Origin of the sequence: Terrirhizobium terrae, from assembly GCF_030323265.1 — a bacterium.
Lineage (GTDB): Bacteria > Pseudomonadota > Alphaproteobacteria > Rhizobiales > Rhizobiaceae > Neorhizobium.
In genome coordinates, this window is record NZ_CP104991.1 from 51,947 (window position 1) to 77,228 (window position 25,282).

A 25,282-nucleotide genomic window follows, 5' to 3' on the forward strand; every position below is an offset into this window, starting at 1 on the left:
CGGTTGCAAGTTCAGGAAGTCTTGGCGTGGTCATCCCACACGTCCCCCTCCCATTCGCAGAATTTCGAAAGCCAGCCCTTTGGGTCGTCACCGTATTCGTCACGAAGCATCTCGACCTCGCGAACAGTCTCTTCCCGCCCGGACAAGACCTTGATGAATTCGGGCATGTGAGACATGTCGACACGCGCGATCACGCTGCTTTTCGCCTGCTTGATCAGCATGAAACGAGAGCTCGGATCGCCGTTCTTGACCCAGTCGAACTCGGCCCGCGATAGCCCGAAATGCTCCATGTAGGAGCTCTCGTCGGCCTTCGGATTGGCGAAGAATATGTTTGTGGAGGTCTGCTCGATGATGGTGCGACTGACACTTGATTGGACCACGTCGTCGGCCGACTGCGTCCCGAAGATCACCAGACCGTTCCGCTTTCGGATGGTCTTGAAATAGTCCTTCATGGTGCGCTTGAACTCGTCGTCGTCGAGCAGCTTCCAGGCTTCGTCCATCAGATTGATGATCGGCGCCTTGCCGTCGTAGATCTTGTCCAGGCGATGGAACATGTAGAGGAGTGCCGCGGTGCGAACCGCCGGATCGTCCAGGATCGATGTCATATCGAAGCCGATCATCGGACGGGAGATGTCGAGACTGTCGTCGGCATTGTCGAAGAGCCAGGCATAGGGTCCCTTGTCGACCCACTTGTCGAGCCTGGCGATCAGGCTGCCTTCTGTCCGCTCGCTGCCGGCAAGAAGTGCGCGCAAGGACGAAAGGCGCCGATAGGACCGGTCCTTGGTCTTCAGAACAGACTTGATGGCATTGCGGATAATCGCCTCTTCCTGAGGCGAGAGGGTTTCCCCTCCTTTGTCGGCTTCAGCATGAAGCTGAGAAGCCCATAGAGGAAAACACGATTTTCCTCGGTGTCGTCCAAAAGTAGCGGGTTCCAACCGGAGGGTTCACCGGGCTCAAGCGTCATGTATGTGCCGCCTGCGGCCCTCACCATGATGTCGAGGCCCCGGTCCTTGTCGAAGACGATCGTTTTTAGCCGCGGGCTGACCCGGTAAGCCTGCAGGATCAGAAAGGACATGATCACTGTCTTGCCGGATCCGGTCGGCCCGAAGACAGTCGCGTGCCCGACATCGCCCTGATGGAAACTGAAGAAGAATGGCGTACCTGACGTCGTCTCGAAAATCGTGATCGCCGGTCCCCAATGATTGCCGTCCGGCTTGCCATAGGGATAGGCATGAAAGCTGCTCAATCCGGCACAGTTCAACGTCGAGATCATCGCGCGGCGTGCGATATAGGCCTGATTTCCCGGAAGCTGCGCCCAGTAGGCCGGCTCCGTATTGAGGTCTTCGCGGACATAGGATGCGCCAAGCGCGCCCAGTTCATTACCGATCAGGGCAACCGCATCGTCGAGCTGCGCGATGGATTTGGCGATAGGCATGACGGTCAGATGATGTTCGGTGAAGGCGACACGCTTGCGGGCAAGCTCGTCGCGAGCGATGTCGAGATTGGCCTGGACACTCGATCCGCCCTCGTCCGCTTTCGACATTTGCCGATCGAGACGCTCGATGCGGCCACGCGCGGACATGTCGTCGACGAAGGACATCGACTGGGTCAGCACCATTTCGAACGGCAGCTTGAGGATGTAGTCGAGCATGCCAGCACCGGTCTCGGGCGGATATTCCTTCAGCGACACCATGGCGGCATACCGGTCGTCGCCAGTCGTATCGCCTTCAAGATGAATGAGGCGGTTGCCGATCGAAGTGCGGCGCGCCGGTAGCATCTCGTCAATCGGGGTATTGCCGAGGCGGACCGGACGCACGCGCCCACCATTGAGCAGGGTGTAAAAGAACTCGCATTGTTCGGAGAACCAGACCTTTCGAGCGCCCTCCTCCAGGACGGCATCGTCGGCGATTGCCTTGTAGACCGCGCGACCATTGCCGAGATCGGCCTCGATACGCTGAACGTCGCGCAGAACCTTCGGACTGTAGACGGCAAGCGACTTTTCCAGCGCGCGGGTCGCCTCGACCAGCCGGTCGCGCATCGCCCGGAACTGCTCCTTGCGGACGACATTGCCGCCGATGCCCATGACGCGAGAGAGCGTCGAGCCCTTTTTGAACAAAGGCCGAACGACCAGCGTGACATAAGTGTCGTTCACGAACATCTCGTTCCTGGAAATGCTCGATTGATAGACATGATCGAGACGCTGCATGAACGGATCGGCAAAGGTCGAGGGTAGCGATGGCGCGACCTTGCGCCTGATGACATGCGTGTAGAGTGCGAAGTTGCCGATCGAGGAGATTGCACGGAAGGCTGCGTTGCGCTGGCGCTGCAACATGTTGATGGTTTCGATATCGGCGGTCTCGAAGGAGAACCCGGTCAGTTGCATGGTCGAGACCAGGCAGTCGTTCTTCAACCGCATGATGCCATTTTCGATTGGGACATAGAAAGGGACATGGGTCGCGACGCTTTTGTCCGCGAAGATCTCCCAACCTTTCGACAGGCTTCCCTTCAAGGATCGTGCCATCGTGCTCATCGCCTATACTCCATAGGTCCTGATGCCGCCGCCCAAGCGGCGGCCGAGGAGGTTGACGCCGCACATGCTGAGCCGCCCAACGATGTCGAAAAACCAAAGATCGAGCTTGACGGTGAGCACGTAGAGAATGCCGTGGAGAACGATGAACGTGGCCGGGAACCATAGGATCGAGCCAAGGATCATGAACACCATCAGCGACACGAAGCATTCGGCGAGAAAATAGGTGTAGGGGATTCCCATGACCGTCGGTGGACGTGTCAGCGCAAGAATGATGGGATAGGACTCGATGGTCTCATCGGCCCCGTCGATCGTGGTCGCGGCGCTCACCATGATCAGGCCCCACTGCCGGTGAGAAAGTCAACGAGTTCGGCAGCTGCAAACATGCCGGCGAGACTTCCGCCAACCCGCAACAGTGCCCCCCATGACCAGTAGCCGAAGGCGGCGGCCAGGAACATGCCGATGAACGCGATCGCGCCAACAGAGCGACCGAAAGGTCCGGTGAAGAATTGCACCAGCCTGTCGGCGGCGTTCTGAAGGGCATCCAGGTTCTGGGCCGCAGCGGGCTCATATTGGACCAACACAAGGATCGCGCTGGCTGCGATGACGCACGCCGCGTTGACAATAGCCTTTTGCTTTACAAGCCAATACCACGCGGCCCTGCCGTAAACCGTGGCGACCTCAAGAGCGACTGCGGAGCTTTTCATTGGACTGCCTCTTCCTTGACGATTTTCACCGGACCGCCGACAACGATGGGGGCAGGCTGCTGACGAGCCGGTCCCAGCGCCGCCGACGGTTCCGCGGCTGAGAAAACAAGCATGGGAGACTTTGCGCGCTCGGCCGTCCCCTTGCGCGCGACTGGCGAGATGCCTGCCTGGGGCCGGACGGCCGCGTGAGCCGCAGGGAAAGTCGCAGTCATCCCCGTGTAATATCCGACAACCCGCGTGACATAGTCGGCAGTCTCTTGGATCAGCGGCAGCGAATGACTGGCATCGACGCGCGGCTCGCCGGCGTTGTAAGCTGAGGCGATCAGGACAGGATTGCGGTATTTGCCAATTAGCAGGTGCAGGAAGCGCGTTCCGGCGCGAATGTTCTGTTCGGGGTCGGTCAGGTCGGAAGCCCCGAAAGCCGTTCCAATCTGCGGCATGACCTGCATCAGACCGATGGCGCCAGCCGGGCCTGCGAGTTGCCGATCAAACCCTACGTTTTCGGCGCGCATGATGGCGAGCACCCAATTCGGATCGACCTCTTCTTCTGCCGCAATCCGGACAGCGAGTGCCGCATAAGCTTTCGGTACGCCGTCGAGGAGATCGCTTCGCGGCAGCACGGGATGAGGCTGCTGTGGGGTGCCCAACTTGGCCTCGGGTCCGGTCTTGGCCGGTGCTTCCCCAAGCGAGAACACGCCAATCGGAGAATAGGCGGCGCGCCGATATTTCACACCTTCATCGTCGCTCGGATCGAGAAGGCGCGACACGGGATGCGATACGGGAAACGTCAGACCGTCTACAGAAAAAGGCAGTGGATGGCTCGAGCCGGGCCTTGATCCTGCGAACCTCGCTGCGAGGCGTTCAGAGTCGATCGCCGGGGCAGAGACAAAGATCGGTCGGGCCGCTTCCGCCTGTATGGTGGATCTGAATGACAGCCTTGCGGATTTCGGCGCTACACTTAAACCCGCAGCACGCCTGTCGGTCGCTCTGCCTTGCCAGACGTGATGTTCGTTGCCAAGGCTCGAGGCATACCCTGTGAAAAAAAGGACCGAGGCGATTGCGGACCAAACGGAACCCCTCGTCCGTATGTCTTGGGCCAACCTCTTGCGGTAAAACGAGCTGCGATCCATTTTCGAACCACTTTAAAATTACACTACGGTATAATTTTGAACGCATTTTTATGCAGAAATCAACGAAAAATATCACTCGCGTATAATTTATGAACCGTTGATTTTTTGGTCACGCTGAAAAAGATGAAATTTCAATCGTGTACACGCGACCAATGATCCCGCGTCCAGCGGTGCCGGATTTGCTCCTGATCTCCGAATACTTTGGCAAGTCGGACCGCCGTGCCGCCCTTGACCAGCACCGAGTCGGCATCCGACCGCGATCGCGTCCCATAGATGTCGCAGATATAGTTTGGCAGCTCCTTCTGAACGCGCGGCGCCGAAGCGCAGGAGGCAACCTGATAGCGTCGGCCATCAACCGACGCATAATCGCGACCCATCTGCTGAACTGAACCGAGACGATGGCGTGCGTAGTCTGTCCCATATTCCAGCTGGCAGTCGACGATCGTCGAGCCGTAATGCCTGCAAGCAGCCAGGCTCAGATAGCTGTAGGGTGCCGATGGAAACGGACGCGGTGACGGATTGACGCTAGCGCATCCTGCCGCAGATACTGTGAAGGTCCAAACTAGGCAAAACGCCCTCAAATTATGCATGTTGCTACTCCTGGGTTTCCCGGCCTTAGCCAGCGCCAATCAGTGTATTGATGAAGAGGTCGCGGGCGAGCGAACCGAATGGAGATGCGGACCATCGAGCTTCCTCCAAGGCTTGGATAGCAAATCATAGTCAGGCTTAAAGGCAGCATCGTTCACAAGGGCGGTCGGTCCGATCGCGGCCGATCGCGTCTGGGTGCTGCAACCTTGGCAGTCGATTGCGATACGACCTGAGAACCATTCCTTCTGTCAGAAGACGATCGGACGTTTGTCAGGTGCGTCACCTTGATAAAATTACACTACAGTATAATTTGTATCACCGTGATATCCATCTCTCAAGAAGTTTGCGTGCCAATCCGCGGGGTAGCACTTTCGACGCTTCCCATGGCAATGGTCCGCGCTCCTCCGCAATCCATTCTCATAGATCAACTTAGCGGTTCACACAGAGCCGGGCATTTGAACCTAATCCCACTCGCTCAATGGGTGAGGCCCCATTCGCCGATAACCTCAGTCACGCACTTGCCGATACACTCGAAATCCAATCCGCTTAAACGCCGATTCTCTCAACAGGCTCATCACCAGCTCACCGATGCGCGCAATCCCCTATTTATCGATAGCCGCATCCACTCATAAGCTAATCCGCCGATGCACTCGTTCCAATTTTCGCCGATTCACCTACATGGTCATTCGCTAATCCACGCATCCGCTTATTCGGCGAATGCCGCGCTCCACCGATTTGCTGAAACACTCAATCCCACATTCGCCGATCGCAACCGACAAGTAGCCCTCCATCTTCCGACGCTTTTCTGCCATCCTTCAACGGCCGAAGGGTCATTCTTCCCTCCCCTTCTCGGCGGCTTTCGAAATAACGTCGGGCGCTTTCCTGCAAGGCTCGCCTTGCCATTGCCCCTCGGGCGAAACGGCTATTGGTATACCAATAGCCTATCCTGCCATCTTTCTCAGACCGACCAACCACCGCGCTATTGCTGCGACGCGGATCATCGGTGTTACACTTCCGATCGCTATTGCTTCGTCTGACGACCCGCAACAGAATCTGCGGCTCGGGCACGGTTGGTCGGTCTGGGAAGATGGCAAAGCGAGCCGCCGTCATGAGCTGCCGGGATGTTTGGGGCGGAGGGATCCAACATCGAAGGCTGCGAGCGATGAGACGGCTTGTCGATCCGGACATGTCATCCTGCGCGAGTGATCGTTACCGAAGGGCGGAGACCGCAAGCAGGATTGGTGAGCGGCGCGAGTAGAGCACGGTCGGCGCCAGTTGTCTCGGCCAGGCTGCAGCGTGTCTCGGCCTTGCATCCATCACGATGATGAATCGAAACTCGTCGACAGATTCATAACTGTTGTTGGACGGAGAGGGTAGGATCAACGATTCTGCCGGCATGATCTCGCAACCTTACCAGCTTTATGTTGAACGATTGGACACCATGAGAAACATGGCGCGCTACTACGCCATGGATATCTCGGTAACACTGTTCGGCCAAGCCTGCCTAACGCGGCGGTGGGGCCGGATTGGGTCAAGCGGGCAGTCTAAACAGCACATCTTCGACCATGAACAGGAGGCGGTGTCGCTGTTCCTCGATATCCTGCGTCAGAAGCGGGGCCGCGGCTATCGCCCAACTCGGCGCAACAAGCTTGTCTGATTGTTATGGCGCCGAGCGTAATGGGCTCGCAAAAAAGCCGATGCATTCGTCGCCCTTGACAGAGGCGACAGCGCAGCCGGCCACCGTCCTGTTACCTCAAGCGATCGGACATGCCTTGCGAAACGGGCCTTTGCGCACGGCGCGCGCCGGTCGATCCGGCCGGGTCGGGCCGGGCCGTAAAAGCCTCCCTCAGAAGGGAGGCTCGGCCGAGACCTGACCGTCTTGCTCGGCGATGATTACCGCAAGCTCGGCGCAAGCAAGCTCGAGCTCCAGTTCGAGCCGACGGCGCTCGGCCGGGTCGACCGATGCGTTCTTTTCCAAGCGCAGCTCTTCGATGTGTTGTTCCAGGTGCATCATCGTCTCCTTGACGTTGTGAATGACGACGCCCGCCGTCATGAGGGGTCGGGTCGGGTCAAGGTTCGCGTCAGCGACCGGCGGAGCCGGCGTGCGGAGGAGCCGATTTTGTTGGAGCGGAGGGAACCGGAGCGGAGGCAAAATTGGAGGTGCCGCGCGACCTTGGGGCGGCGCGATCGCGCATGGCACGCTCGGCTCAACTGAGCAGACTTCCCCTCTCCGTATTGCACCCAATGCGACGGGCGCGGTCAGGTTCAAGCGCTCGTTTGGGGACTCGGTGTCGCGAAGTTGTGGAAAGGCCGAATTTTCGGGCTTTTCTGCTGCGTCCCACAGATGACATGGAACACGTTGGCTGCAAGGCTCCTGTGGTCAATGATGCGGAGACAAGAGCATGACGACCACAAACGAAATTGCCGACAAGATTGCGTCCGACAATAACCTGACGAAGGTACAGGCCAAGGCCATCGTCGAGGCGGTCATTGCCTCGATCACTGAGGCGGCGATCGCCGGCAATGAAACCAGTCTGCCTGGGTTCGGAAAGTTCAAGGTGAAGCACACGCCGGAGCGCGAGGCGCGCAACCCGGCGACGGGCGCGACTATCAAGGTCGCCGCGGCCAAGAAGCTCGCCTTCACGCCTGCCAAGGCGCTGAAGGATGCCCTGAACAAGTAAAGGCCCGGCATGGACGGAGCAGAGCCTGGCATCGCGTCCCGGGCTTTTCTCGTTTCGGTGCTAGGGTTCATGGGGTAAACCGACGTCTAAACTCCTGGATGACGGTCTCGGTAGTCGAATGAAGTGCCTCACGACCGTGGTCATCAAGCAGTCGCAGAAGCATTCCTTGCGCCATGGCACGAAGTCGAAGCCGAGTACTTTCGTCGCTTCGTAAGGGAGAGAGTGTTTCGAAGGCACGGTGTTCGACGCCAAGCCAGAGTTCGAGATCGCCCCTTCGGGACTGCCGAAAGCCTACAGGAAAAAGGTCCGGCGCGACGGTCGTACACCATGACAGCGTCGGGGCCGATCTGGTGGAAGGCGGTTCTGGTGACGCGGTACAGCGGCTCATATCGGCCTCCTCGGGGATTCGATGGACACTGGCCCCTTTAGGCGCGGGCCTTCTATCAGCCCGCGATCTACGGCATCCTGCAAGGCTCAGTGCCAGGGCCAGACAACAAAAGAAGGGCTCCGCCAAGCACGGCGGGGCCCTTTATTGCGGAACTCAGATCTCGCGCTTCGGCCGGTTCCAGATGAGGGCAAAATCTCCTTCCTTGTCACCCGGCCACAGGGCGGCAGTAATCGGTGCGTTGAAGCTTGGATCGTCGAGCTTGACCGATATGTACTCTTCGCCATCGTTGGAGACCGCCTTCCAGCCGGCGCCAACTTCGACGCCGTTTCCGGCTGTGATCCGGAAGTCCGGGGCATCTGGCGAAACGCGTTCGATTGGGTTGAGGCGGGCCTTCATGCTGACGGTGAGGGTACGAACATTGCCGATGATGGAGTTGTTGCCGTTGGTAGTGAATTCGCCGATAACTGCCATTGTCGTGTTCCTTCTTCGGTGTGTTCGGGCCGCGCCCATCGCGGCCTCGATGGAGGTGTCAAGACCGAGGGCGATCGACGCCGCACCCTAGGCCGAAACGTCAGTGGAGGGCGGCTGGAAGCGGCTTTCTTGTCGCGCGAGGAATGCGAACCGCGTTCGCAGGGGAAGAAAGTTGCGGACAGCCGTTGCGGTCGAGGCGATCGAGACGAAGTTGTCCTTCGGTCACACCAGTCCTATCGAGGTCTGCGTGGGTGAAGTCCGTCGTTTCGGACGGGAGGCCACGACCCGCAGTCAACGGCAGGCTCGCGATTGACATGACGCCAGAGAGGCTGTGTCCCAGGCCCCCGCTCGACCGCTTGGCCAAGCTGCCCGATCAGCATGGGCTGGCGGCCCAGCATTTTTTTGTCCACGACGACGCTGTCGCGATTGCGTCGGCCGGCCGGGTCTCTCCAATCGCTGAGGCTAGACGACCTTTCCGGCGAGACGCCGCGTATTCCCCTCGTATTCGTTCGGCCATAGATCGAGCGGGCCATGGTCGGCGGCGGTCGGCGGCCGTGGAAAAACCGGCTTCATCGAGTGGGAGGCAGGACCGGTGAGACAAGACTCCACTGCGACCCGCAGTTCTTGGCGGGAAAGCCCGATCGACTTCGATGGCATCCTCCCAGAAAGGGTGATCGCCTTCGCGCATTAGCCGCCAAGGCAATCCTTACGGCCCATGCGCCTTTCGAACAGCGGAAACCGTTTGATCCGCCAGACTTCGAAGCTCGGCTAGGCGCGCATGATCTCGTCGGTCGAGACCGATCCAGGTCTCGGTCACGGGACTAGGCGGCGATCGCTTCGCGTCAGGCCGGCCAGCTTGGGAACCTTCCGTCGGATGGAAGCGATTTCAGAATCCTTCGTGCGTTGCCGCCGGATCATACCACGGAGACGGTTTCGGTCGTGATCCGCCGCGAGCCGATCTCGACCGGGGCGCCATCATCATTCTCGTCAAAGACTGGCAGTTTCGCGCCGGTCGGCGTGACGCTCCAGGCGAAGGCGGGGATGAGCGCCATCAATCGCCTAGGCCAGTCTGGAGCAACTGCTCGCGGATATTGCCAGCCGAGACCATACGGCCGGCAATGACAGGTCATTCGGTGACGTCAGCCATTCGTGATGATCACCGACCGCGCCAGGCTCCTCGGCCAGGATCGGCGAAGATCGCGCACTCTGGCATAGGCTCGATCTACCGTGCGGCCATCAGCGCCTTGATGGATTGGGCCCGGCCCTGAGAGACAGTTCTCTAAGCCGGATCATTGAGGGTTCAGCATGTTCGGCAATCTCGGATGCGAACACCATCACGCCGCCGTCTCCTGATCGGAACCCACCTGCGGCTGAAGACCGTGGAGATAGGCGACCGCGCGCTGTGCATGGGCAGCAGCCTGGAAGATAGCACGCTTGTCGGATCCGAGAATTGCGGCCCAGGTCTGGATGTAGGCCGCATGGTCCGGCCGTGGCTCCAGCTCCGGAACGATCCCGAGATCGGCGCAAATCATCGCAGCGCCGAGCTCCACGAGCATCTCCTCAAAGGCACGCTCGCGGCGATCCTTGTGATAACGGGAAAGATCCCTGTTCAGCCGATGAGCCGAAGACGTCCAGTGCAGTGTCTCATGCGCACGGATGGCAATGAACGATGCCACATCGCGGAATTGCGCCGGTTCGGGAAGCTGGATGTGATCGGTAGACGGCGAATAATAGGCCTTGTTGCCGCCATACCGGACAACCGCATCGGTATTGTCGAAGAAGCCATCGGCATGCTCTATCCGCTCCAGCGGTCTGCTGATCGCGTCAGGCGCGCTGTAATAATGTTCCGGCAAGCCTTCAATTTGATCACAATTGAAGACGGTGTAAGCTTTCAGGAATGGGATATCGCGTTCTATCTCCGCACCGTCGGCGTCGGCTTCCGTCTTGGTGAAGCGGCTGGCGTAGACGACGGTGGCACCGTTTTCGCCCTTGCGGACATGAGCGCCGAGCTCGTTGGCTTGACGAAAGGTCATCCAGGTCGCGGATGTAAACCCGCGGGCGACGCTTTCAGACCACAAAAGCAGGACATTGAGCCCGGTATAGGCCTGACCGTTGTGACGAAGCGGCCGGCTCACCCGACCGGTCATATTGCGGGCGCTCCATGGCTTGACCCATGGGCGCACTCCATTTTCCAGATCGGCGACGATCCGGTCTGTAATGCGGGCATAGATGTCGATGCGGGCGTTTTCTGTTTTCCTGCTCATCATTCGAACCTCCGTTTACGGGAAGCCGCGTCGATCGCGGCTTCGTCACGGCGGTCCAAGAGCAGGAGCGTTCAGGGGCAGACGCACCGGAACGGCCGAAACGCATGTGCAGGACGGCGGAGCCGTTGCGGCCTGCATCCGGCTCCTGCAGGACCGAGGCCGGGACGAGGTTGCGAGGGCGCCGCTGGCCATTGTCCTGCTTTCCCTTCCTCTCCCTTTTCCATCGTCATGGACGTGATGGCGGACATGCAAGAGGCCGCCCTGATTGGGCGGCCACCTGCGTCAGACCTTGAGGGAACGGCGGAACCTGCGCTCCGCCGTTGGAATGGCCTTAGTCGAACGCCGACATTTGGGCTGCAGCCGCTTTGCGGTCGAGCGTCTGGCCGGGAGTTTCGACCGGGCGGTCGAAGGGCTTCCAGCGCTCGCCGACAATCTGCTCGTAAGCTGCGACGGCGCCCTCGGCAGCCATCCACAGCGCGTGAGCCTGGATGCCCATGTCTGCGGCAAATTCACGCTTGCGTTGAGCGGCGCTGTCGTAGCCGACCGGGCCGTCGAGATCCTCGTCGCGGGCTTCAGCGGCACCCTTGGCGGTGGCATCGCGTGCCACGCTGACGGCACGGGAATAAAACTGGCCGGCACCATGCGCCGAGCCGACATAGGCGCCGACGATCCGCTGGAGATGGATCTGCATCGCCCGCTCCCCGAGGCCGTCCGAAAGGCCGGTGGCAGTCTCCACGATCAGGCGCTCGTGCATCTCGCGGATACCGTCGCTCTCGACCATGGCGGTCCCAAAACTTTCTGCGATCTTCAGTGCCTGGGTTTCATCGGGGCACGTCAGGCGGACCATCTCGATGGTGGCGCCCTTGCGAAGCTGGAGCACGCGGGCGGATGGACGGGAGTCTCGATTGGGAGATTGCCGAGACTGGTTTGCTGGCTTTGCCATGATGGCTTCCTTTCTCTATCTGCCGAGGCGGTTTCGGCCCCCTTGGCCGCCCCGTCCTTCGGTGCGCTCGCAGGGGACCGACGCAAACCGGCCGGTTCAGGGTCCGGGCGGGCCAGATCGAGCAAATCCGGTATGCGGGCAAGCGGGGCGAAAGTCCTGCGATGTCCCGCATTCCTGATTTGCAACGAGCGGCATGACCGGCCGCACCGAGGCGCGACAGCGGCCTTGAACCGGCCGGGCGTTGGTCCAGAGCGCCACAAAACCGATGGGCGGGCCGGTCAAGGGAGCAACCTTGCCGGCCGAGATCCCGGAAGCGGCCAAGCAAAAGCAATGAGGACCCGTGCCACGACCGGACCGGATCGCCGACGATTTCCACGAGGCAGTCTCGGGCGCAGATTGCGTCGGCCTTCAATAATCCGACTGCGCCGGCTTCCGCATCAAAGCACCAGATTGTTAAGGATGTTAGCTTTTCGCGGCCCCCTAGCAAAACGCCACGGGAGGTCCGTGATAGGTAGGTTCCGCGATACGCCAGAAGGATAGCCGTGACGGTTTAGCGACGCCTCCGCTGCCTTGCGGCTAGCGGCGAGATGGGTGAGTTTGGCATTCTCGCCGGCATTGTCGCAGATGCGGAAACTCCCGACAGCTGGGACCCCAAGGAGGCTAAAGGTCGAGCTGCAAGCTGTCGTAAAACTCCGATAGACGCGGATCGCGATGACCGCCGGCGCCATGATCGCCCTTGTTCAACCTGAAACCGGCCGGTACGATAAAGCTGCCGCGCCGATACTCGTCCTTAACGCTGACCAGCTGGCTCCTGCCGTTGCGTGACTGTCAGGCGGACTGTTTTTTTGCGAAGGCGTTCGGATGGGCGTGGCGTGCCATCGGAGCGGGCCGACTTGGACCTTCGTCAGGACGCACTAGACCGGGCATTTTGCGAACTGCCATGGTGTTGGAAGACTGGAACGACCGCATGCGCGCGGCGAACGGCTTGCCTTACCGCAACTGAGCACATTTCCTTCTCCGATTTTTGAGTCGATCTCCTAGGAATAGGAGACGTAAAGCCGCCGCCTCATAGAGCTGGCGGACCAACATGCTTGCCAATCGCAGCGCAGCGATGGGGACATCGCTGTTGCAATGATCAAGCGGAAGACTCGAACCTCACCGGGGTTGTTCAGACCTGTCGGGGAACCAGATCGCATCGAACGCATTACATGAGCCAAAACCGGAGGCTTCTGGCAATGGCATCATCCTACTCCCTAGAAGATTTCATGACGCAGTACAGCCTTTCGAAATCCGAAGCGGAGCGTATTCTCCGGATCACGGGTTCGCTGAAAGCAGATGTCGACGCTTTGATGGCGGCTAAATCGCGCAGAGCTACCGCAAGCGATTGGATCCTCGATCCATACAGCGAAGTACCACGCCCAGAAAACCGCCCACGACGAGTTGCCGTTTGAAACCAGAGCCGTCTGATGGCACCGATCGGGTTAATACCGGTTCTCAACATAGCCAGTGGTCACTCATGCGGCTCAGCCATTCGCACTGAGCCTGTGGCAAGCATATGTCCGCCGGCAGAGGCTTTTGCGTTTTTCCTTGCCGATTGGTCCATTGAGCCCATCGCATGTCCTTACCCGATTGTGCTTAAAAATCCTTTGGGTGTTGGGGCACGACCCCTCCCATTCGGACGATCACTCACAGGCCAAAGCAGAGCGCTCCGTGTGGGTTCGACACCCCAAATTTTGGCACATATCGATGGCGGGAGCAGAGGCCGTCTATTACATCAGGTCATGACCACTCGTCCGGGCGTCACGGCGGCGCTGCCGCGTCGAGGGTTTGTATGATTGCTCGACCCTCGCATATATGCGAGTTGCATCATTGCGGCCGGTTACGCAAGATCTTGTCCTTCTGACGTCAACAATTGCTTGGTCCGCTGCCCTTGCACGTGTAGACAAGCAGGATAATTCAACCCCATATCTGACCGCCAGCTCAACCCGATCTCTGACCGAAATCGCCAAGATGAAATCCTCACTCGATCACATGCCGCCGCAGAAACGGCGCGAGCTTGCCCGCGTGCTGGAAGTCTTGCACGAGGAATTTGAGGATGTGCTGAAGGAGGGCACGGCTGAGTTCAAGAAGCGCGGACGCATCTTGAAGATCATCCTGTTCGGCTCCTATGCCAAGGGCGGGTGGGTCGACGAACCCTTTACGATGAAAGGTTACCGGTCAGACTTCGACCTTCTGATCATCGTCAACAATCGCAAGCTCTGCGACTTCGCCACCTACTGGTACAAGGCGGCTGACCGCCTGATCCATGACAAGGCGATCAGGACGCCGGTAAGCTTCATCGTTCACTCAAGACGTGAGGTGAACACCTATCTAAAGGAGGGGCAGTATTTCTTCTCCGACATCCGGAAGGAAGGCGTCGTCCTCTACGAACTCGATGACGAGCCTCTGCCCGAACCGCAGCCGCTAACGCCGGAGGATCAGCTCAGGGTGGCGCGAGAACATTTCGAGGAGCGATATGCTGAAGCATATGCGTTCAACAGTACAGCAAAACTGCAACTTGCCCAGATAGATCAAGGTCGCGCGATCTGGAGGAAGCTTTCAGCATTCAGCCTGCATCAAGCCTTGGAACAGGCCTATTCTTGCGTCCTATTGACGCTTAGCAACTACGCTCCGCCATCGCATAACATCAAGTTTCTTCGCTCGCTCGCGGAGGAGCAGGACCGTCGTCTGGCGGAAGCCTTTCCGCGCGACCAGCATCGCGAGCGCGCTTGGTTCAATACGCTCAACGAAGCTTATGTGAAGGCGCGATACTCGAAGCATTACGAGATCAGCGACGAAGCACTCGTCTGGCTCGCTGAACGAGCGCAACTGCTGCTCGACCTGGTGAAGGCGACATGCAGGGAACACCTGGATCGTCTTGCGACGGTCGCTGATTGACAGATCCCGCGGAAATCACGGGTGCTGAACCAAACCCTCACGAGTCAGACCGGCACCCCTTATGCGTCCTTCTAGCCTCGGTGTTTTTATCCGGCAAAGAACCTTATGGACACGAGAAAGACGTTCAGATGCCGCACTCAGAAGGAGGGAACTCATAATATCGATCGGCGTCCAATCACTCGACCCCAGACTTCATCTCGGCCGCTTCGCTATCTTGTCCAGATGATGGAATTTGGAACGGCACCCCAGATTGGGGGCACATCATTGTGATCGTGTAGAACCTGTGAAGCTTTGCTTGTAAGCGCGACCATGCACATTTATGTAGGCACCATCGCGGACGTGGCCGCTCCTGCGTGGCGATCTCCGGATCTGTTCGGCAGCGGAGGCTTTGGAGACGTTTAATGGCAGCAGGTCACCGATTTCGGCGGCTTCTTGGCGCCGGGCAACTCAGTAAGTACGTGGCGGAGCCTCGTAGCGTATCAACGCCACGGGCGCGACAATTCAGCATCAGTCTACAGATTACGGCGCCTGCCCTGGCTCCGTCAGCGGTGTCGCCGAACAGCCACGAGTTTCTTCCGGTCGCAAAAACTCTCATTTCGCGTTCCAAGATGTTGTCATCAATCGGAATCTTGCCGGCGCCCGCTCAGCCGGCAATCTGATATTGCCCAAGGGATGGCGGATCGTGGCATCGATATTGATACCGTCGAGACTCCAATGCCGTTGCTCGGTCGTAAGTGCAATTACCGCCGGCTCTCGACGCGGCCATCGGTACATGTTCTTTCGTCAACCGCTTCAGGATCAACACGAAGCCCGAGCGATCGAATAACAGCCGCTTCATCCGGTCACCCCGGCAATTTCAGAAGACAAATACCGCAGGGACTGAGAGGTCCAGCGCCACCGTCTCATAGACCTGGACCGCAAGGCTGTTGATGTCGGCCCGGAACTCGATCTGCTCCCGATGCAGGGAGACCTTTAGATCAGCGCCCAGTCTGAACAGACGACACAACCGGACTTGGTGCCTGCGCAAGCCGGACAATGTGCGAAGACGGCAAAGGTGGCAGGCCCGCTTTAGCCGTGGGAATGCCTAGCTCACCATCATCACGACCTTTGTCGTTTTCACACCTGTCAATACCTGAGCAATACTCCCGATCAGTGCCGTTTGGATCTTCCCCAGGTGATGCGGCCGCTGGCGGGACATCGCCGATACTCCTTCCGATGGTCGGAAGGGAGATGTGGTGAACAAGCCGGTGAGGTATTCGCGCATGCGAATGTGCCGCCGCGCATGAACAGCAGTGGCAGGATCTCGAACATGTAGTCATGCGAGGCCTCGTCGATTTCCAATCACTCGCCCCGGTAAAGGGCGCTGTCGTCGCCTGCCCATATATTCCATGTATTCGAGCGCTGAACATGGCGGTCGAACATGTTGAACATTTGCCGGCTGTCGGCGATACCCTGGCAGATCTTGCGGATGGAAGAGAAGGTCATGTCGGGCTCCTTCGGCTTCGTCCCGGCGTGAAGCGTGGCCGATCCTCGTGGTCGCCATCGTCTCTTCAGCCCTTCTGGACCCCTCCCCTCAGGCCGCCTCTCCGTCCGGACGGGTCAAGGGCCGGCTTTGGCTGGGGAAGCTTCGCCCCTTGACGCGCCCGGGGGCATGCGGCACATCCGTCTCCTCTCATCCCCTCTCCCCTGTCTTCGTCGTCTTTCTTTCCCTTCTTTTTATTTCCCGCGCGCGCAGCGCGTCGTTCCAGTCATCCTCCTGCGGCTTGAGGCGCAGCCAGTCGCAACCGGCCGCGTCGGCGATATCGCGCAGCCGACTGGCAAATGTCTCGCCTTGAGTATCGGCGTCCGTGGCAGCGACAAGTCGGGCGCCCGGGCGAGACGCAAGCCTACGTAATGCCGTGTCGGTCATCGGAGACCAGCCGCCTCCGGTGCTGAGATACAAACTGCCCTCGCGAAAGCCCTCCAACGCGGCAAGGCTCATGGCATCGATCGCAGCCTCGGTCACGCAGAGCCGCAATGCATTCTCAGCACCAAACCGGAAGAGCACCTTGGAACCGCCAGTGGCAAAGCCTCGCCAGCTTGGGCCACGTTCTTCCCATCCCGACACAGCTCCTGCGTCATCGAGATGTGCCGCCCAAACGCTGCCATAAGGCCCTTCCCGTAGCAGATCGGTTTGTATGGCGGTGCGAATGATCGCATCGGGCAAACCGCGTTTCGATTGCAGGTATCGCCAGGCCTCCGATCCTTGCCACGGGCGGCCGCGCGCGGCCCAACGCGTCTGGACGGTGGCGTTTGGATCGGCGTTCTGAACGGCCCACAAAGTCTGGCCCAGTGGCCAAGCCGGCCGCCCGGTGAAAGACCCGACCAAACCCGCCACGCGCTCGACGGCTTGGCCGAAGGACAGGCCGTCCAGATGCTCGGCAAGACCGAATACATCGCCCTTCGCGTCCGAAAGGGGATCGAACCATCCCCTCCCCTCGTGGATGACGATGGCAATTTCTACACCGCGCCGATATTTTATCGCCCGCCGCGTGCTCTCCTTCAAATCTACGGCGAAGCCGGCCTGTTCAAGCACAGCGCTGCACGGGACCCGGTCCCGCAGATGTTCCAGTTCCTTTCTTTCCATGGCTCGTTCGGACCCGAGGCCCGCCTTTCCTTGCCTGTTCCTTGTCCTTCCCTTTCCCCAGATTTCGCGGGGCCCCCTCCCCTTGCCGCGAAGAGCAAAGGGGGCAAGGGCGCGGAGGGCAGTTTCAGGTCACGCGGATTGCTCGAGATCTATGTCGCCAGACGCGGCGAAGCCTCCTTGCCGCGTGCCGCTCGCAAGCGGCATTCAGGCGACAATTGCTGGTGATCGAGGTAGCAACGCCCAAGCGTCGATCCGCGGCTCCGCGACGATCACGATAACCCCTGCGGCATGATGGGCGAGCCCCGGTCATGAACCGCTCCTTAACCATTCGCAATTTGCCCGCTGATTGGAGATCCGGCTTTCGTTTGCTGGGCTTTTGGACGCAGACAGTCATGCGAATGTGGCAAGCCAAGACTGATCATGGGAAAATTACAGCGGTCGCCGGTGCCATAAGATTTTCCGCGGACGGTTACGACAATGTACTGGTGCGCACATCGCCCGTGGGCGTCGACATCCTCTGGCGCTGTACGAAGTCTCCCGGTTTGGAAGAGCCTATCACGTGTGCGGCGCTGCCTTGTTTGCGGGCGCGACGAGATAGGCCATATAAGGCGCGATGAGCGATACAAAGATTTTTGTCGGCCTGCGGCCGACCCGGGGCAAGCAGGCGCCCGAGCGCATGCCAGGTGGCCCGACTTGCCAAGGGGATGGCTGTGATAAGGCCGGGATACATCGCGCTCCCGTTGGGCGCGACGCGGAAGGCCTCTACCTGATGTTTTGCGCGACACATGCCCGCGAGTACAACAAGGGGAATTTCGCGAGCGACCAGTCGGATCCTGTCGTGGCTCGCTACCAGCGTGAAGCGGCAATCGGCAAGCGTCGCACCTGGGGAGAAACAGTGTCTCAGGCGTCGGAGATGCCGCTTCCCTCGACCGAACGTTCCGGATCCGCCAGGATGCATGATGCCCGCAGAAATGCAGCCCAAGGCCAGGCAGCGAAGGCGGATCTTCATCGGCGCAAGCTCGAGGTGCTCGAAGCGCAGGCTTCCGAAACTCTAGGCCTCTCTGAGGAAGCAACGCCTGCCGAGATCAGAAGCAGCTAAAAGGCGAAGATCAAGATGCACCACCCTGACGTCAACGCGGGTAATCGAAAGTCTGAGGACGAGCTTCGCGCATCTCGATCGGCACGAGATCGTCCAGCCGGTCATGGGTGAGGACACAGCCGCCCGGATGCTGGCCGAGATGAAGGGGGCGCCCATCAACTGCATAGGAATCAAGCCGTCACTACTTAGGAATATTTCCCTGAACCTTGGACGAGAGGGTGGGTTTCCGCAAGATTCGATGACGAATCAGTGAGCTAGCTTAACTGCTCCAATAGTGATTTTTTTCCACTGGCGCTGGAGGTTGCGGATTGCCAGCGTCTGCAATCAAGCGCCCGAGGTCCGTTGCCTATTGCATTTATCCAGTGCGGCCACCGCAGCCGCGCTCGACAAGTCCGACAAGACCGATAAACTGAGGCGTCGACTGTCGTTGGAGGGTGAGCATCATCAATCGCGTTCGCCTTACCACATGTCTCGGCATCCTTGCCGGTCTCGTCCTGCTTTGGGGATGCGGCATGGCAGGCGCGACGGAACCGGCGAAAACGCCTTCAGAGTGTCTTTACCGGCGCTCTGCCGTTGGAGATGGCGAGCTCTGCAACGCCAAGGAAACATTCAACGCCGATCTATGCCGCACCATTGGCCATCTTGCCGAGAAGCATGGCGTGCCTCCCGATTTCTTCGCCCGTCTTATCTGGCGCGAAAGCCTGTTTCGGCCGGAAGCGGTCAGCCCAAAGGGAGCGGAAGGGATTGCACAGTTCATGCCGTCAACCGCGAAGGCCCGCGGGCTTGCCGACAGTTTCGACGTGATCGATGCACTTGATGCGTCTGCTGGCTATCTCGCCGAGTTGAAACATCGGTTCGGCAATTTCGGCTTTGCCGCGGCAGCCTATAATGCCGGCGAGGCCGGCTTTTCCCGCTTTCTCGACAAGGATCGCCTGCCGATCGAAACGCGTGACTATGTCTTTGCCATCACCGGAAGCACGATCGAGATCTGGCGTGACGCGCCTCCCGACACCGTCGCTCCCCCACTCGACACGTCCCGTCCGTTTCAGGAAGCGTGCACAGTACTGGCGGATACAAGGCAGATGAACGAACCGGTTTTTGCCGGATCGGCAGACTGGGCGCCATGGGGTGTACAGCTTGCGGCGCATTATCGGCCAGCTGTCGTCGACCGACTGTTTACCCGCGCGGTGACCCGCCTGCCCGCGCCGCTAAATTCTGAACGAGCACTGATCGTCCGGCAACGCGGCGGCAATTTCGGCTATCGGCCTCGCTATGCGGCACGGATCGGACGGGAAACGCGACAGGAGGCTGTCGAACTTTGCGCCGCGATCAAGGCAGCCGCTGTGCCCTGCACGGTGCTGCGCAATCGATGATCCTGTTGGCTTAATAGCTGTTTCTATGCGTCCCCGGTGTGGTTTCGTGACGGAGACCAGGCAATGGCACGCAATTATGCCGAATGGCAAAAGCATGCCGCGATCGGCGATCTTGCGTCGGTGGCAGTCAAATGGTTTCGCAAATCGCCGAAACGGATGCCGGGCTCGATCTCGATCGCAGCCAGTTCCGGTGGTACGAGAGACGTGCCGCTTATCGGACACACGCTGGAGGTGCCTGGTCGAAGATCAGTCGCGCCCAATGACCCTTTGGGATTGTCCCATGTCACAGACGACGGATTTTACTGCCGAGCTGTTCGAGGCTGCCAACCGCCTGGATGTTGTCTCGCCCTTCGAACGCCGTCGCCTGATCGAGCGGTCCGTGGCTGTCATCGCGGCGCAGCAAGAGCTTCTGAAGCTTCGCGGCAATGTCGTGCCAATCGAGCCGGATTTTCTCAAAGAGATCGGCAAGCTTGCCGAGATGGCAGGAGGCGACAACGGTATCGATGTGCTGATCAGCGCTGGCCTTCTGATGCTGGCCGACGAAATCCGGCGCCTGCGCATCCTTTGCCTGACGACCCGCGCCGACGGCGATCAAGCTTGATACCTCCGCTCTATGCTGGTTGACTGCTCCTCCATGGAGGAGAGCATATGTGCAACCTGTATCGCATGGAAGATCGCGACTGGGTGTCGACATGGGCTCGCGATGCCGAGATCCTGATTAACCTGATGCCGGCCTATCAGATGAACCCGGATCAGATGGGGCCTATTCTGCGCAACACTGCTGATGGCGGCAAGCAGCTCGTCCACGCTCGATGGGGACTGCCTTCCCCGCGATTTGCACTTGAAAAGGCGGCCAAAGTGAAGGCCGAGAAACTGAGGGGCAAAGGCAAGCCGGCAGACCTCGAAGAGCTGATCCGCATGGAGCCGGACCGCGGCACAACCAATGTCCGCCATTTAAATTTTCCACACTGGAAGCGCTGGTTCGGCGTCGAGTATCGCTGCCTCGTTCCGGTCACGAGTTTTGCCGAACCGGACCCGAAAAGCCAGATCCCGGGCGGCAAGGTGCCGAACGCCTGGTTTGCGCGTGACGAGCAGACATCGCTGATGTTCTTTGCCGGCATCCATGTTCCGCAATGGCAAAGCGTCAGAAAGGTGAAGGACGGGCTGACGACCGATGATCTCTATGGCTTCCTGACCACGAACCCGAATGCGCTGGTGGAACCGATCCATGAAAAAGCCATGCCGGTTCTGCTTCTAACCCCGGACGAGGTCGATACATGGATGCGGGCTCCCTGGGATGAAGCAAAAGCGCTTGCCCGGCCACTGCCGGAGGATGCCCTGATTATATCGTCACGCGAGCCCTATGGTTCATCGATCATTCCGAAAGACGGCGAGCCGCTTGAACAGCCAACGCTGTTGTGACCATTGACGCCGGTTGATCTTGGAAACATTTGACTCTCAGTTTATTTGTTCTTATTTTGTTCTTTTCGGTATGGAAGGGATATGGACATGAGCTGGCTCAAACTCGACCCTGCAAAATCATCGATGTCGGAACCCGACTTCTATCGGACTGCCCATAACCACTATCTGGATCTGTTTTTGCCGCATGTCGGCAGCTTCGATTGGGACGTCGCCGCCTTCTACCAAAGCCTGGAAGAGCCGCCGATCTATTACTTTTCGCCAGGCGCTGCCGATCTGCTCCTGAGATTCGGAAAATTCCCTTATGAGCCATGTGATAGACCAGAATTCGACGCAGTCCAATTACAGGTCGGGAGCTCACTTGCCTACGATACCGCCTGGGTGGAACTGCCTGACGAAACCCGTCCTTATCCCAAGTTCGATCAGGAGCTTGCCGACGCCGAGGCTCACTACCGGGACAGCGTCTGGGGACCGGGCGGAGAATGCGGACCAATCGAAGACGACACCGAACACCATGACTGGCAAACACCTCGTCGGTGATGGCGGTGTCTACCGGCCGCTGAGCTCGCATCAATGGACACTGTAACATCTCCGACCACCCGAAAGATTATCCACGTCGACATGGACGCCTTCTACGCGTCGGTGGAACAGCGCGATAATCCCGAACTGCGCGGAAAACCGCTTGCGGTCGGAGGCGCAGCCGCAAGGGGCGTCGTTGCCGCTGCCAGCTATGAGGCACGAAAGTTTGGGGTTCATTCCGCCATGCCGTCGGTCACAGCGGCGCGTAAATGTCCGGATCTGATTTTCGTGAAGCCGAGGTTCGAGGTCTATCGGTCTGTCTCGCAGCAGATTCGCGAGATCTTTGCCGAATACACGCCGCTTATCGAACCGCTGTCGCTCGACGAAGCCTATCTGGATGTGACCGAGAACCTGAAGGATATGCCGATTGCGACCGAGATTGCGCTGGAGATCCGGGCGAAGATCAAGGCTGTGACTGGCCTCAACGCATCCGCCGGGATTTCCTACAACAAGTTCCTTGCCAAGATGGCCTCTGACCTCAACAAGCCGAACGGCCAAGCAGTCATCACCCCGAAGAATGGCCCGGCTTTCGTCGAACAGCTTGCCGTCAAGAAATTCCATGGCGTTGGGCCGGCCACGGCCGAAAAAATGCATAAACTCGGAATTGAGACCGGGGCAGATTTGAAGGCGCAGTCGCTGGCTTTCTTGACGCAGCACTTCGGCAAGTCCGGCCCCTATTTCCATGGTATCGCTCGCGGCATCGATAACCGGCAAGTCCGGCCGGATCGAATAAGGAAATCCGTCGGCGCCGAGGACACGTTCGTGCATGACATCGACGATCTCGATCTTGCCACGAGCGAATTGAAGCCGCTCGCGGAAAAGGTCTGGAGTTATTGCAGATCCAAAGGCTTCAGTGGGAAAACGGTCACCGTCAAAATTAAATATTCCGATTTCACCCAGGCAACCCGGTCTAAGAGCAACGCCCTGCCCTTCGCCAACTGCAACGCTGTTCTTGAGACGGCGGCTGGACTGCTGACGACCGTCTATCCCTTCAAGCGGCCCGTACGCCTGCTCGGCGTGACCTTGTCTTCTCTGACGAACGACCGTGATGCGGATCATGGGGAACAACCGCAGCTCGGATTTGATTTATAGTCCTGGATCATTGGAGAGAAACGTCAACAGTGCCAACATCTCGCATCCGCGTCATTGATCTCGAGACAGCCGGCAATGGTGCAAATGACGTCTGCGAGATCGGCTGGCAGGACGTGGTTCTCGGCGGCGACGGTCTATGGGCCGTGACCGAGGAGCGGGGCGCGCGCCTCGTCAATCCAGGGCGCCCAATCTCTCCCGAAACCATGGCGATCCACCATATTCTCGATGAGCATGTCGCTGATGCGCCATACTGGAAAGAGATCGCGCCGAGTGTCTTGCGTCCCGCAGATGGGGTCATGGCACTCGCGGCCCACCGCGCCGCCTTCGAGCAGCGATATTGCACGCCGAGACTGTCTGGCGGGGCGGTCTGGATCTGCACCTGGAAATGTGCGCTGCGTGTCTGGCCGGAGCTCCCGCGATTTTCCAATCAGATGCTGCGCTATCAGCGCGGGCCTGAAGGGCTTGTCCACGAGATCGGCCTGCCAGCTCATCGTGCCATGCCGGATGCCTATGTCACGGCACACCACCTGCGCGACCTCTTGAACGCGGCATCGGTAGAGCAGCTTCTGCAGTGGAGCGCCGAGCCAGGCCTCTTGCCGCGCGTGCCTTCCGGCCCGGATCGCGGCAAGAGCTGGGACCGGGTCGGCGTGGAAGCGCTGCAGAACTATCTTGGCGATCGGGACGCCGACATTCGTTTCAGCGCCCGGATCGAGATGGAGAGGCGCGGCGCAACCGGGACCTCCAGCGATGACAAGCCGGCACAAGGGTCATTGCTATGACGAAGGATTCGGCTTCACGATATCCTGAGACACCAGACGGTCGGTACTTCGTGGTGCGCGGCCGGCTCTGGCGCAAGAGCAATCCGGCGCTCGACGACGTAACAAGAGAACGACTGGTCAAGGAATTGATGTCGGCAAGGCGCGCGGTCCGGAATGCGGCGAACGATCCGTCCGAGATCGCAAAGGCACGTCGGCGGGTAAATGAGGCGAAGGTGGCGCTTGGCGAGCGTGGCCCTGTCTGGTGGGACGATGGCGCACCGGATTTCAACCGGCATCTGGTCAAGAATACGCCCTATGCCGCGTGGTTTGAACTGTTGCCGTGACAGGGCATGCCGGCACATGCCGAAGCAGGAGTATCGATGAAGACACGCCATCCGCTCATTCTCACAGCTCGGATCGCGGAGAAAGACCTCGAGCAATTTGATCGGCTTCGGCAGGCACATTTTCCGCCAGACCGTAACTTCCTGAGAGCGCATCTGACGATGTTTCATCGGTTGCCAGGTGAATATGAGGCGCGGATTGTCGACGCGCTCAACTGCGCGGCCGAAAGCGTGCCTTCCGTGACAGCTGAGGTCAGCGGCGTCAGGCATCTGGGCGCAGGCGTCGCCTTTGTGATTGCCTGCCCGCCCCTCGAGGCAATACGTGGAGCGTTGAAGAGCGCGTTCGTCAACTGGCTCGGGTCGCAGGACATGCAGACATGGCGGCCGCACATCACGATCCAGAACAAGGTGGCGAGAGTGAAGGCAGATGAGCTTTACCGCGACCTGCAAGCGCGCTTTGAGCCTCGGTCCATCGAGATCGTCGGGCTCGATCTCTGGGCCTATCTCGGCGGCCCTTGGCAACATCTGGCCTTGGCGCCTTTCGGCTCCAGACCTCAAGCGTGATCAGGGCGCCTGCCTCTGCAGAGCTTCAAGCTCTTGACGGGATGTGATCCAGCAACCCGTCAATCAAGAGCCGCGACGGGTGGACGTCGGCTAAATATTGGAAACGTCTAATGCTTTTACCGGTTTTAGACGCATAGCCAGACAAGGTCAGCGTATAGGCTGCCCTCAAGGAGTGAGGGCAGCCACGAATGCACCGAAAGCGGACATCGTTTGATGTTACATCAATAAGGCACGGCGTCATCATGACAGTCGCGATCGGCAAGGCCACCGTAAACTGACCGGGCGAACGGTCGTAGCGCATCAGACGAGATTGAGCTCTACGTTGATATTCCCCCGTATCGCCTTCGAATATGGGCAGATCTGATGCGCCTCATGGATGATCGCCTGGGCGACCTCGCGCTCCATGCCAGGCAGGCGGACATTCAGGCGGGCCTGCAGGAAGAACTCACCTTCGATCGTTCCGAGATCGACTTCCGCATCGACGGCGGCATCCGCCGGCAACCGCAATTGCCGCGTACCGGCAGCGCGGGTCATGGCGCCGATGAAGCAGGCCGACCAGCCGGCGGCAAACAGCTGCTCCGGGTTGGTGCCCGGGCGACCGCTTCCCGGAGGCGAAAGCTTTAGCTCCAACGCAGCATCATCGCTGCGCGCGAAACCTTCGCGTCCACCCGTAGTGTAGGTCCGACCGGTATAAAGAACTTTGTCGATCTTCGGCATGGCAAACTCCTTTTGAGCCAGGCCAGCGTTGTTCGCTGACAGGAAGACGTTTCGCCCGCTGGAGTATCCGCACTGTTT

Annotated in this window: 22 protein-coding genes and 6 pseudogenes; 12 read left to right on the plus strand and 16 right to left on the minus strand. The window is 59.4% G+C overall.

Features of this window, described 5'->3' with window-relative positions; translation table 11 throughout:
• Nucleotides 1–11: 11 nt before the first annotated feature.
• From N7E02_RS03960 to N7E02_RS03975, 4 genes and pseudogenes are all read right to left on the minus strand, one after another.
• Nucleotides 12–2,530, minus strand: a pseudogene (locus N7E02_RS03960) (VirB4 family type IV secretion/conjugal transfer ATPase).
• A gap of 3 nt (nt 2,531–2,533) precedes the next feature.
• A complete protein-coding gene (locus N7E02_RS03965) occupies nt 2,534–2,860 on the minus strand; it encodes a VirB3 family type IV secretion system protein (protein ID WP_286578796.1) in 327 nt (108 codons plus the stop codon).
• A gap of 2 nt (nt 2,861–2,862) precedes the next feature.
• A complete protein-coding gene (locus N7E02_RS03970; RefSeq protein WP_286578797.1) occupies nt 2,863–3,234 on the minus strand; it encodes a TrbC/VirB2 family protein in 372 nt (123 codons plus the stop codon).
• Nucleotides 3,231–4,364 carry a lytic transglycosylase domain-containing protein gene (locus N7E02_RS03975; RefSeq protein WP_286578798.1) on the minus strand — a complete coding sequence of 378 codons (1,134 nt, stop codon included), beginning with the start codon at nt 4,362–4,364 and terminating at the stop codon, nt 3,231–3,233. Before N7E02_RS03975 ends, N7E02_RS03970 begins: the two co-directional genes overlap by 4 nt.
• Before the next feature lie 2,038 nt (nt 4,365–6,402).
• Between N7E02_RS03975 and N7E02_RS03980 the strand changes: the two genes are divergently transcribed.
• A complete protein-coding gene (locus N7E02_RS03980) occupies nt 6,403–6,609 on the plus strand; it encodes a WGR domain-containing protein (protein WP_353622806.1) in 207 nt (68 codons plus the stop codon).
• Between the two features lie 189 nt (nt 6,610–6,798).
• On the opposite strand, the gene N7E02_RS03985 is transcribed toward N7E02_RS03980, so the two are convergent.
• Nucleotides 6,799–7,005, minus strand: coding sequence for a hypothetical protein (locus N7E02_RS03985; RefSeq protein WP_286579109.1), 207 nt, complete (start codon nt 7,003–7,005; stop codon nt 6,799–6,801).
• Nucleotides 7,006–7,354: 349 nt separating this feature from the next.
• On the opposite strand from N7E02_RS03985, the gene N7E02_RS03990 reads away from it, so the two are divergent.
• Nucleotides 7,355–7,633 carry an HU family DNA-binding protein gene (locus N7E02_RS03990; protein WP_286578800.1) on the plus strand — a complete coding sequence of 93 codons (279 nt, stop codon included), beginning with the start codon at nt 7,355–7,357 and terminating at the stop codon, nt 7,631–7,633.
• A gap of 541 nt (nt 7,634–8,174) precedes the next feature.
• On the opposite strand, the gene N7E02_RS03995 is transcribed toward N7E02_RS03990, so the two are convergent.
• From N7E02_RS03995 to N7E02_RS30285, 5 genes are all read right to left on the minus strand, one after another.
• Entirely contained in the window at nt 8,175–8,492 is a 318-nt protein-coding gene (locus tag N7E02_RS03995) for a DUF736 domain-containing protein (protein WP_286578801.1), read from the minus strand.
• Between the two features lie 914 nt (nt 8,493–9,406).
• A complete protein-coding gene (locus N7E02_RS04000) occupies nt 9,407–9,544 on the minus strand; it encodes a hypothetical protein (RefSeq protein ID WP_286578802.1) in 138 nt (45 codons plus the stop codon).
• A 282-nt stretch (nt 9,545–9,826) separates the two neighbouring features.
• The gene (locus N7E02_RS04005; RefSeq protein WP_286578803.1) at nt 9,827–10,756 is read right to left on the minus strand and encodes an ArdC family protein; all 930 of its coding nucleotides are present in this window, start codon (nt 10,754–10,756) and stop codon (nt 9,827–9,829) included.
• A 331-nt stretch (nt 10,757–11,087) separates the two neighbouring features.
• Entirely contained in the window at nt 11,088–11,699 is a 612-nt protein-coding gene (locus N7E02_RS04010; protein ID WP_286578804.1) for a hypothetical protein, read from the minus strand.
• Nucleotides 11,700–12,136: 437 nt separating this feature from the next.
• Nucleotides 12,137–12,427 (minus strand): UCP036055 family protein, encoded by a 291-nt coding sequence (locus N7E02_RS30285; RefSeq protein WP_510185299.1) that lies wholly within the window; start codon nt 12,425–12,427, stop codon nt 12,137–12,139.
• A 1,282-nt stretch (nt 12,428–13,709) separates the two neighbouring features.
• Between N7E02_RS30285 and N7E02_RS04015 the strand changes: the two genes are divergently transcribed.
• Nucleotides 13,710–14,636, plus strand: a complete 927-nt coding sequence (locus tag N7E02_RS04015; protein WP_286578805.1) for a nucleotidyltransferase and HEPN domain-containing protein — start codon at nt 13,710–13,712, stop codon at nt 14,634–14,636.
• A 375-nt stretch (nt 14,637–15,011) separates the two neighbouring features.
• Here the strand turns inward: N7E02_RS04015 and N7E02_RS04020 are convergent.
• From N7E02_RS04020 to N7E02_RS04030, 3 genes and pseudogenes are all read right to left on the minus strand, one after another.
• Nucleotides 15,012–15,270: pseudogene (locus N7E02_RS04020) on the minus strand (IS66 family transposase); the annotation flags it as partial.
• Between the two features lie 597 nt (nt 15,271–15,867).
• A pseudogene (locus N7E02_RS04025) lies at nt 15,868–16,121 on the minus strand (DUF1419 domain-containing protein); the annotation flags it as partial.
• A 187-nt stretch (nt 16,122–16,308) separates the two neighbouring features.
• Nucleotides 16,309–17,262: a DUF3991 and toprim domain-containing protein gene (locus N7E02_RS04030; protein ID WP_286578806.1), complete on the minus strand. Its 954-nt coding sequence runs from the start codon at nt 17,260–17,262 to the stop codon at nt 16,309–16,311.
• 613 nt (nt 17,263–17,875) lie between these two features.
• Between N7E02_RS04030 and N7E02_RS04035 the strand changes: the two are divergent.
• Nucleotides 17,876–18,472: pseudogene (locus N7E02_RS04035) on the plus strand (J domain-containing protein).
• Here N7E02_RS04035 and N7E02_RS29990 read toward each other — a convergent pair.
• Nucleotides 18,435–18,515 (minus strand): annotated as a pseudogene (locus tag N7E02_RS29990) (hypothetical protein); the annotation flags it as partial. The pseudogenes N7E02_RS04035 and N7E02_RS29990 overlap by 38 nt on opposite strands.
• A gap of 358 nt (nt 18,516–18,873) precedes the next feature.
• Between N7E02_RS29990 and N7E02_RS04040 the strand changes: the two are divergent.
• Together N7E02_RS04040 and N7E02_RS29415 are read left to right on the plus strand one after the other, a co-directional pair.
• Nucleotides 18,874–19,734, plus strand: a complete 861-nt coding sequence (locus tag N7E02_RS04040; RefSeq protein ID WP_286578807.1) for a lytic transglycosylase domain-containing protein — start codon at nt 18,874–18,876, stop codon at nt 19,732–19,734.
• 63 nt (nt 19,735–19,797) lie between these two features.
• Nucleotides 19,798–19,902 (plus strand): annotated as a pseudogene (locus tag N7E02_RS29415) (DUF2026 family protein); the annotation flags it as partial.
• Between the two features lie 115 nt (nt 19,903–20,017).
• Here N7E02_RS29415 and N7E02_RS04045 read toward each other — a convergent pair.
• Nucleotides 20,018–20,329, minus strand: a complete 312-nt coding sequence (locus tag N7E02_RS04045) for a hypothetical protein (protein ID WP_286578808.1) — start codon at nt 20,327–20,329, stop codon at nt 20,018–20,020.
• A 53-nt stretch (nt 20,330–20,382) separates the two neighbouring features.
• On the opposite strand from N7E02_RS04045, the gene N7E02_RS04050 reads away from it, so the two are divergent.
• From N7E02_RS04050 to N7E02_RS04075, 6 genes are all read left to right on the plus strand, one after another.
• A complete protein-coding gene (locus N7E02_RS04050) occupies nt 20,383–21,156 on the plus strand; it encodes an SOS response-associated peptidase (RefSeq protein ID WP_286578809.1) in 774 nt (257 codons plus the stop codon).
• Between the two features lie 87 nt (nt 21,157–21,243).
• Entirely contained in the window at nt 21,244–21,693 is a 450-nt protein-coding gene (locus N7E02_RS04055) for a hypothetical protein (protein WP_286578810.1), read from the plus strand.
• Nucleotides 21,694–21,726: 33 nt separating this feature from the next.
• Nucleotides 21,727–22,824, plus strand: coding sequence for a DNA polymerase IV (gene dinB / locus N7E02_RS04060; protein ID WP_286578811.1), 1,098 nt, complete (start codon nt 21,727–21,729; stop codon nt 22,822–22,824).
• Nucleotides 22,825–22,853: 29 nt separating this feature from the next.
• Entirely contained in the window at nt 22,854–23,603 is a 750-nt protein-coding gene (locus tag N7E02_RS04065) for an exonuclease domain-containing protein (protein WP_286578812.1), read from the plus strand.
• Entirely contained in the window at nt 23,600–23,926 is a 327-nt protein-coding gene (locus N7E02_RS04070) for a hypothetical protein (protein WP_286578813.1), read from the plus strand. The genes N7E02_RS04065 and N7E02_RS04070 overlap by 4 nt, the downstream gene beginning before the upstream one ends.
• 36 nt (nt 23,927–23,962) lie before the next feature.
• Nucleotides 23,963–24,487 (plus strand): 2'-5' RNA ligase family protein, encoded by a 525-nt coding sequence (locus N7E02_RS04075; RefSeq protein WP_286578814.1) that lies wholly within the window; start codon nt 23,963–23,965, stop codon nt 24,485–24,487.
• Between the two features lie 300 nt (nt 24,488–24,787).
• Here the strand turns inward: N7E02_RS04075 and N7E02_RS04080 are convergent, their stop codons facing one another.
• Entirely contained in the window at nt 24,788–25,204 is a 417-nt protein-coding gene (locus N7E02_RS04080; protein WP_286578815.1) for an organic hydroperoxide resistance protein, read from the minus strand.
• Nucleotides 25,205–25,282 lie beyond the last annotated feature (78 nt).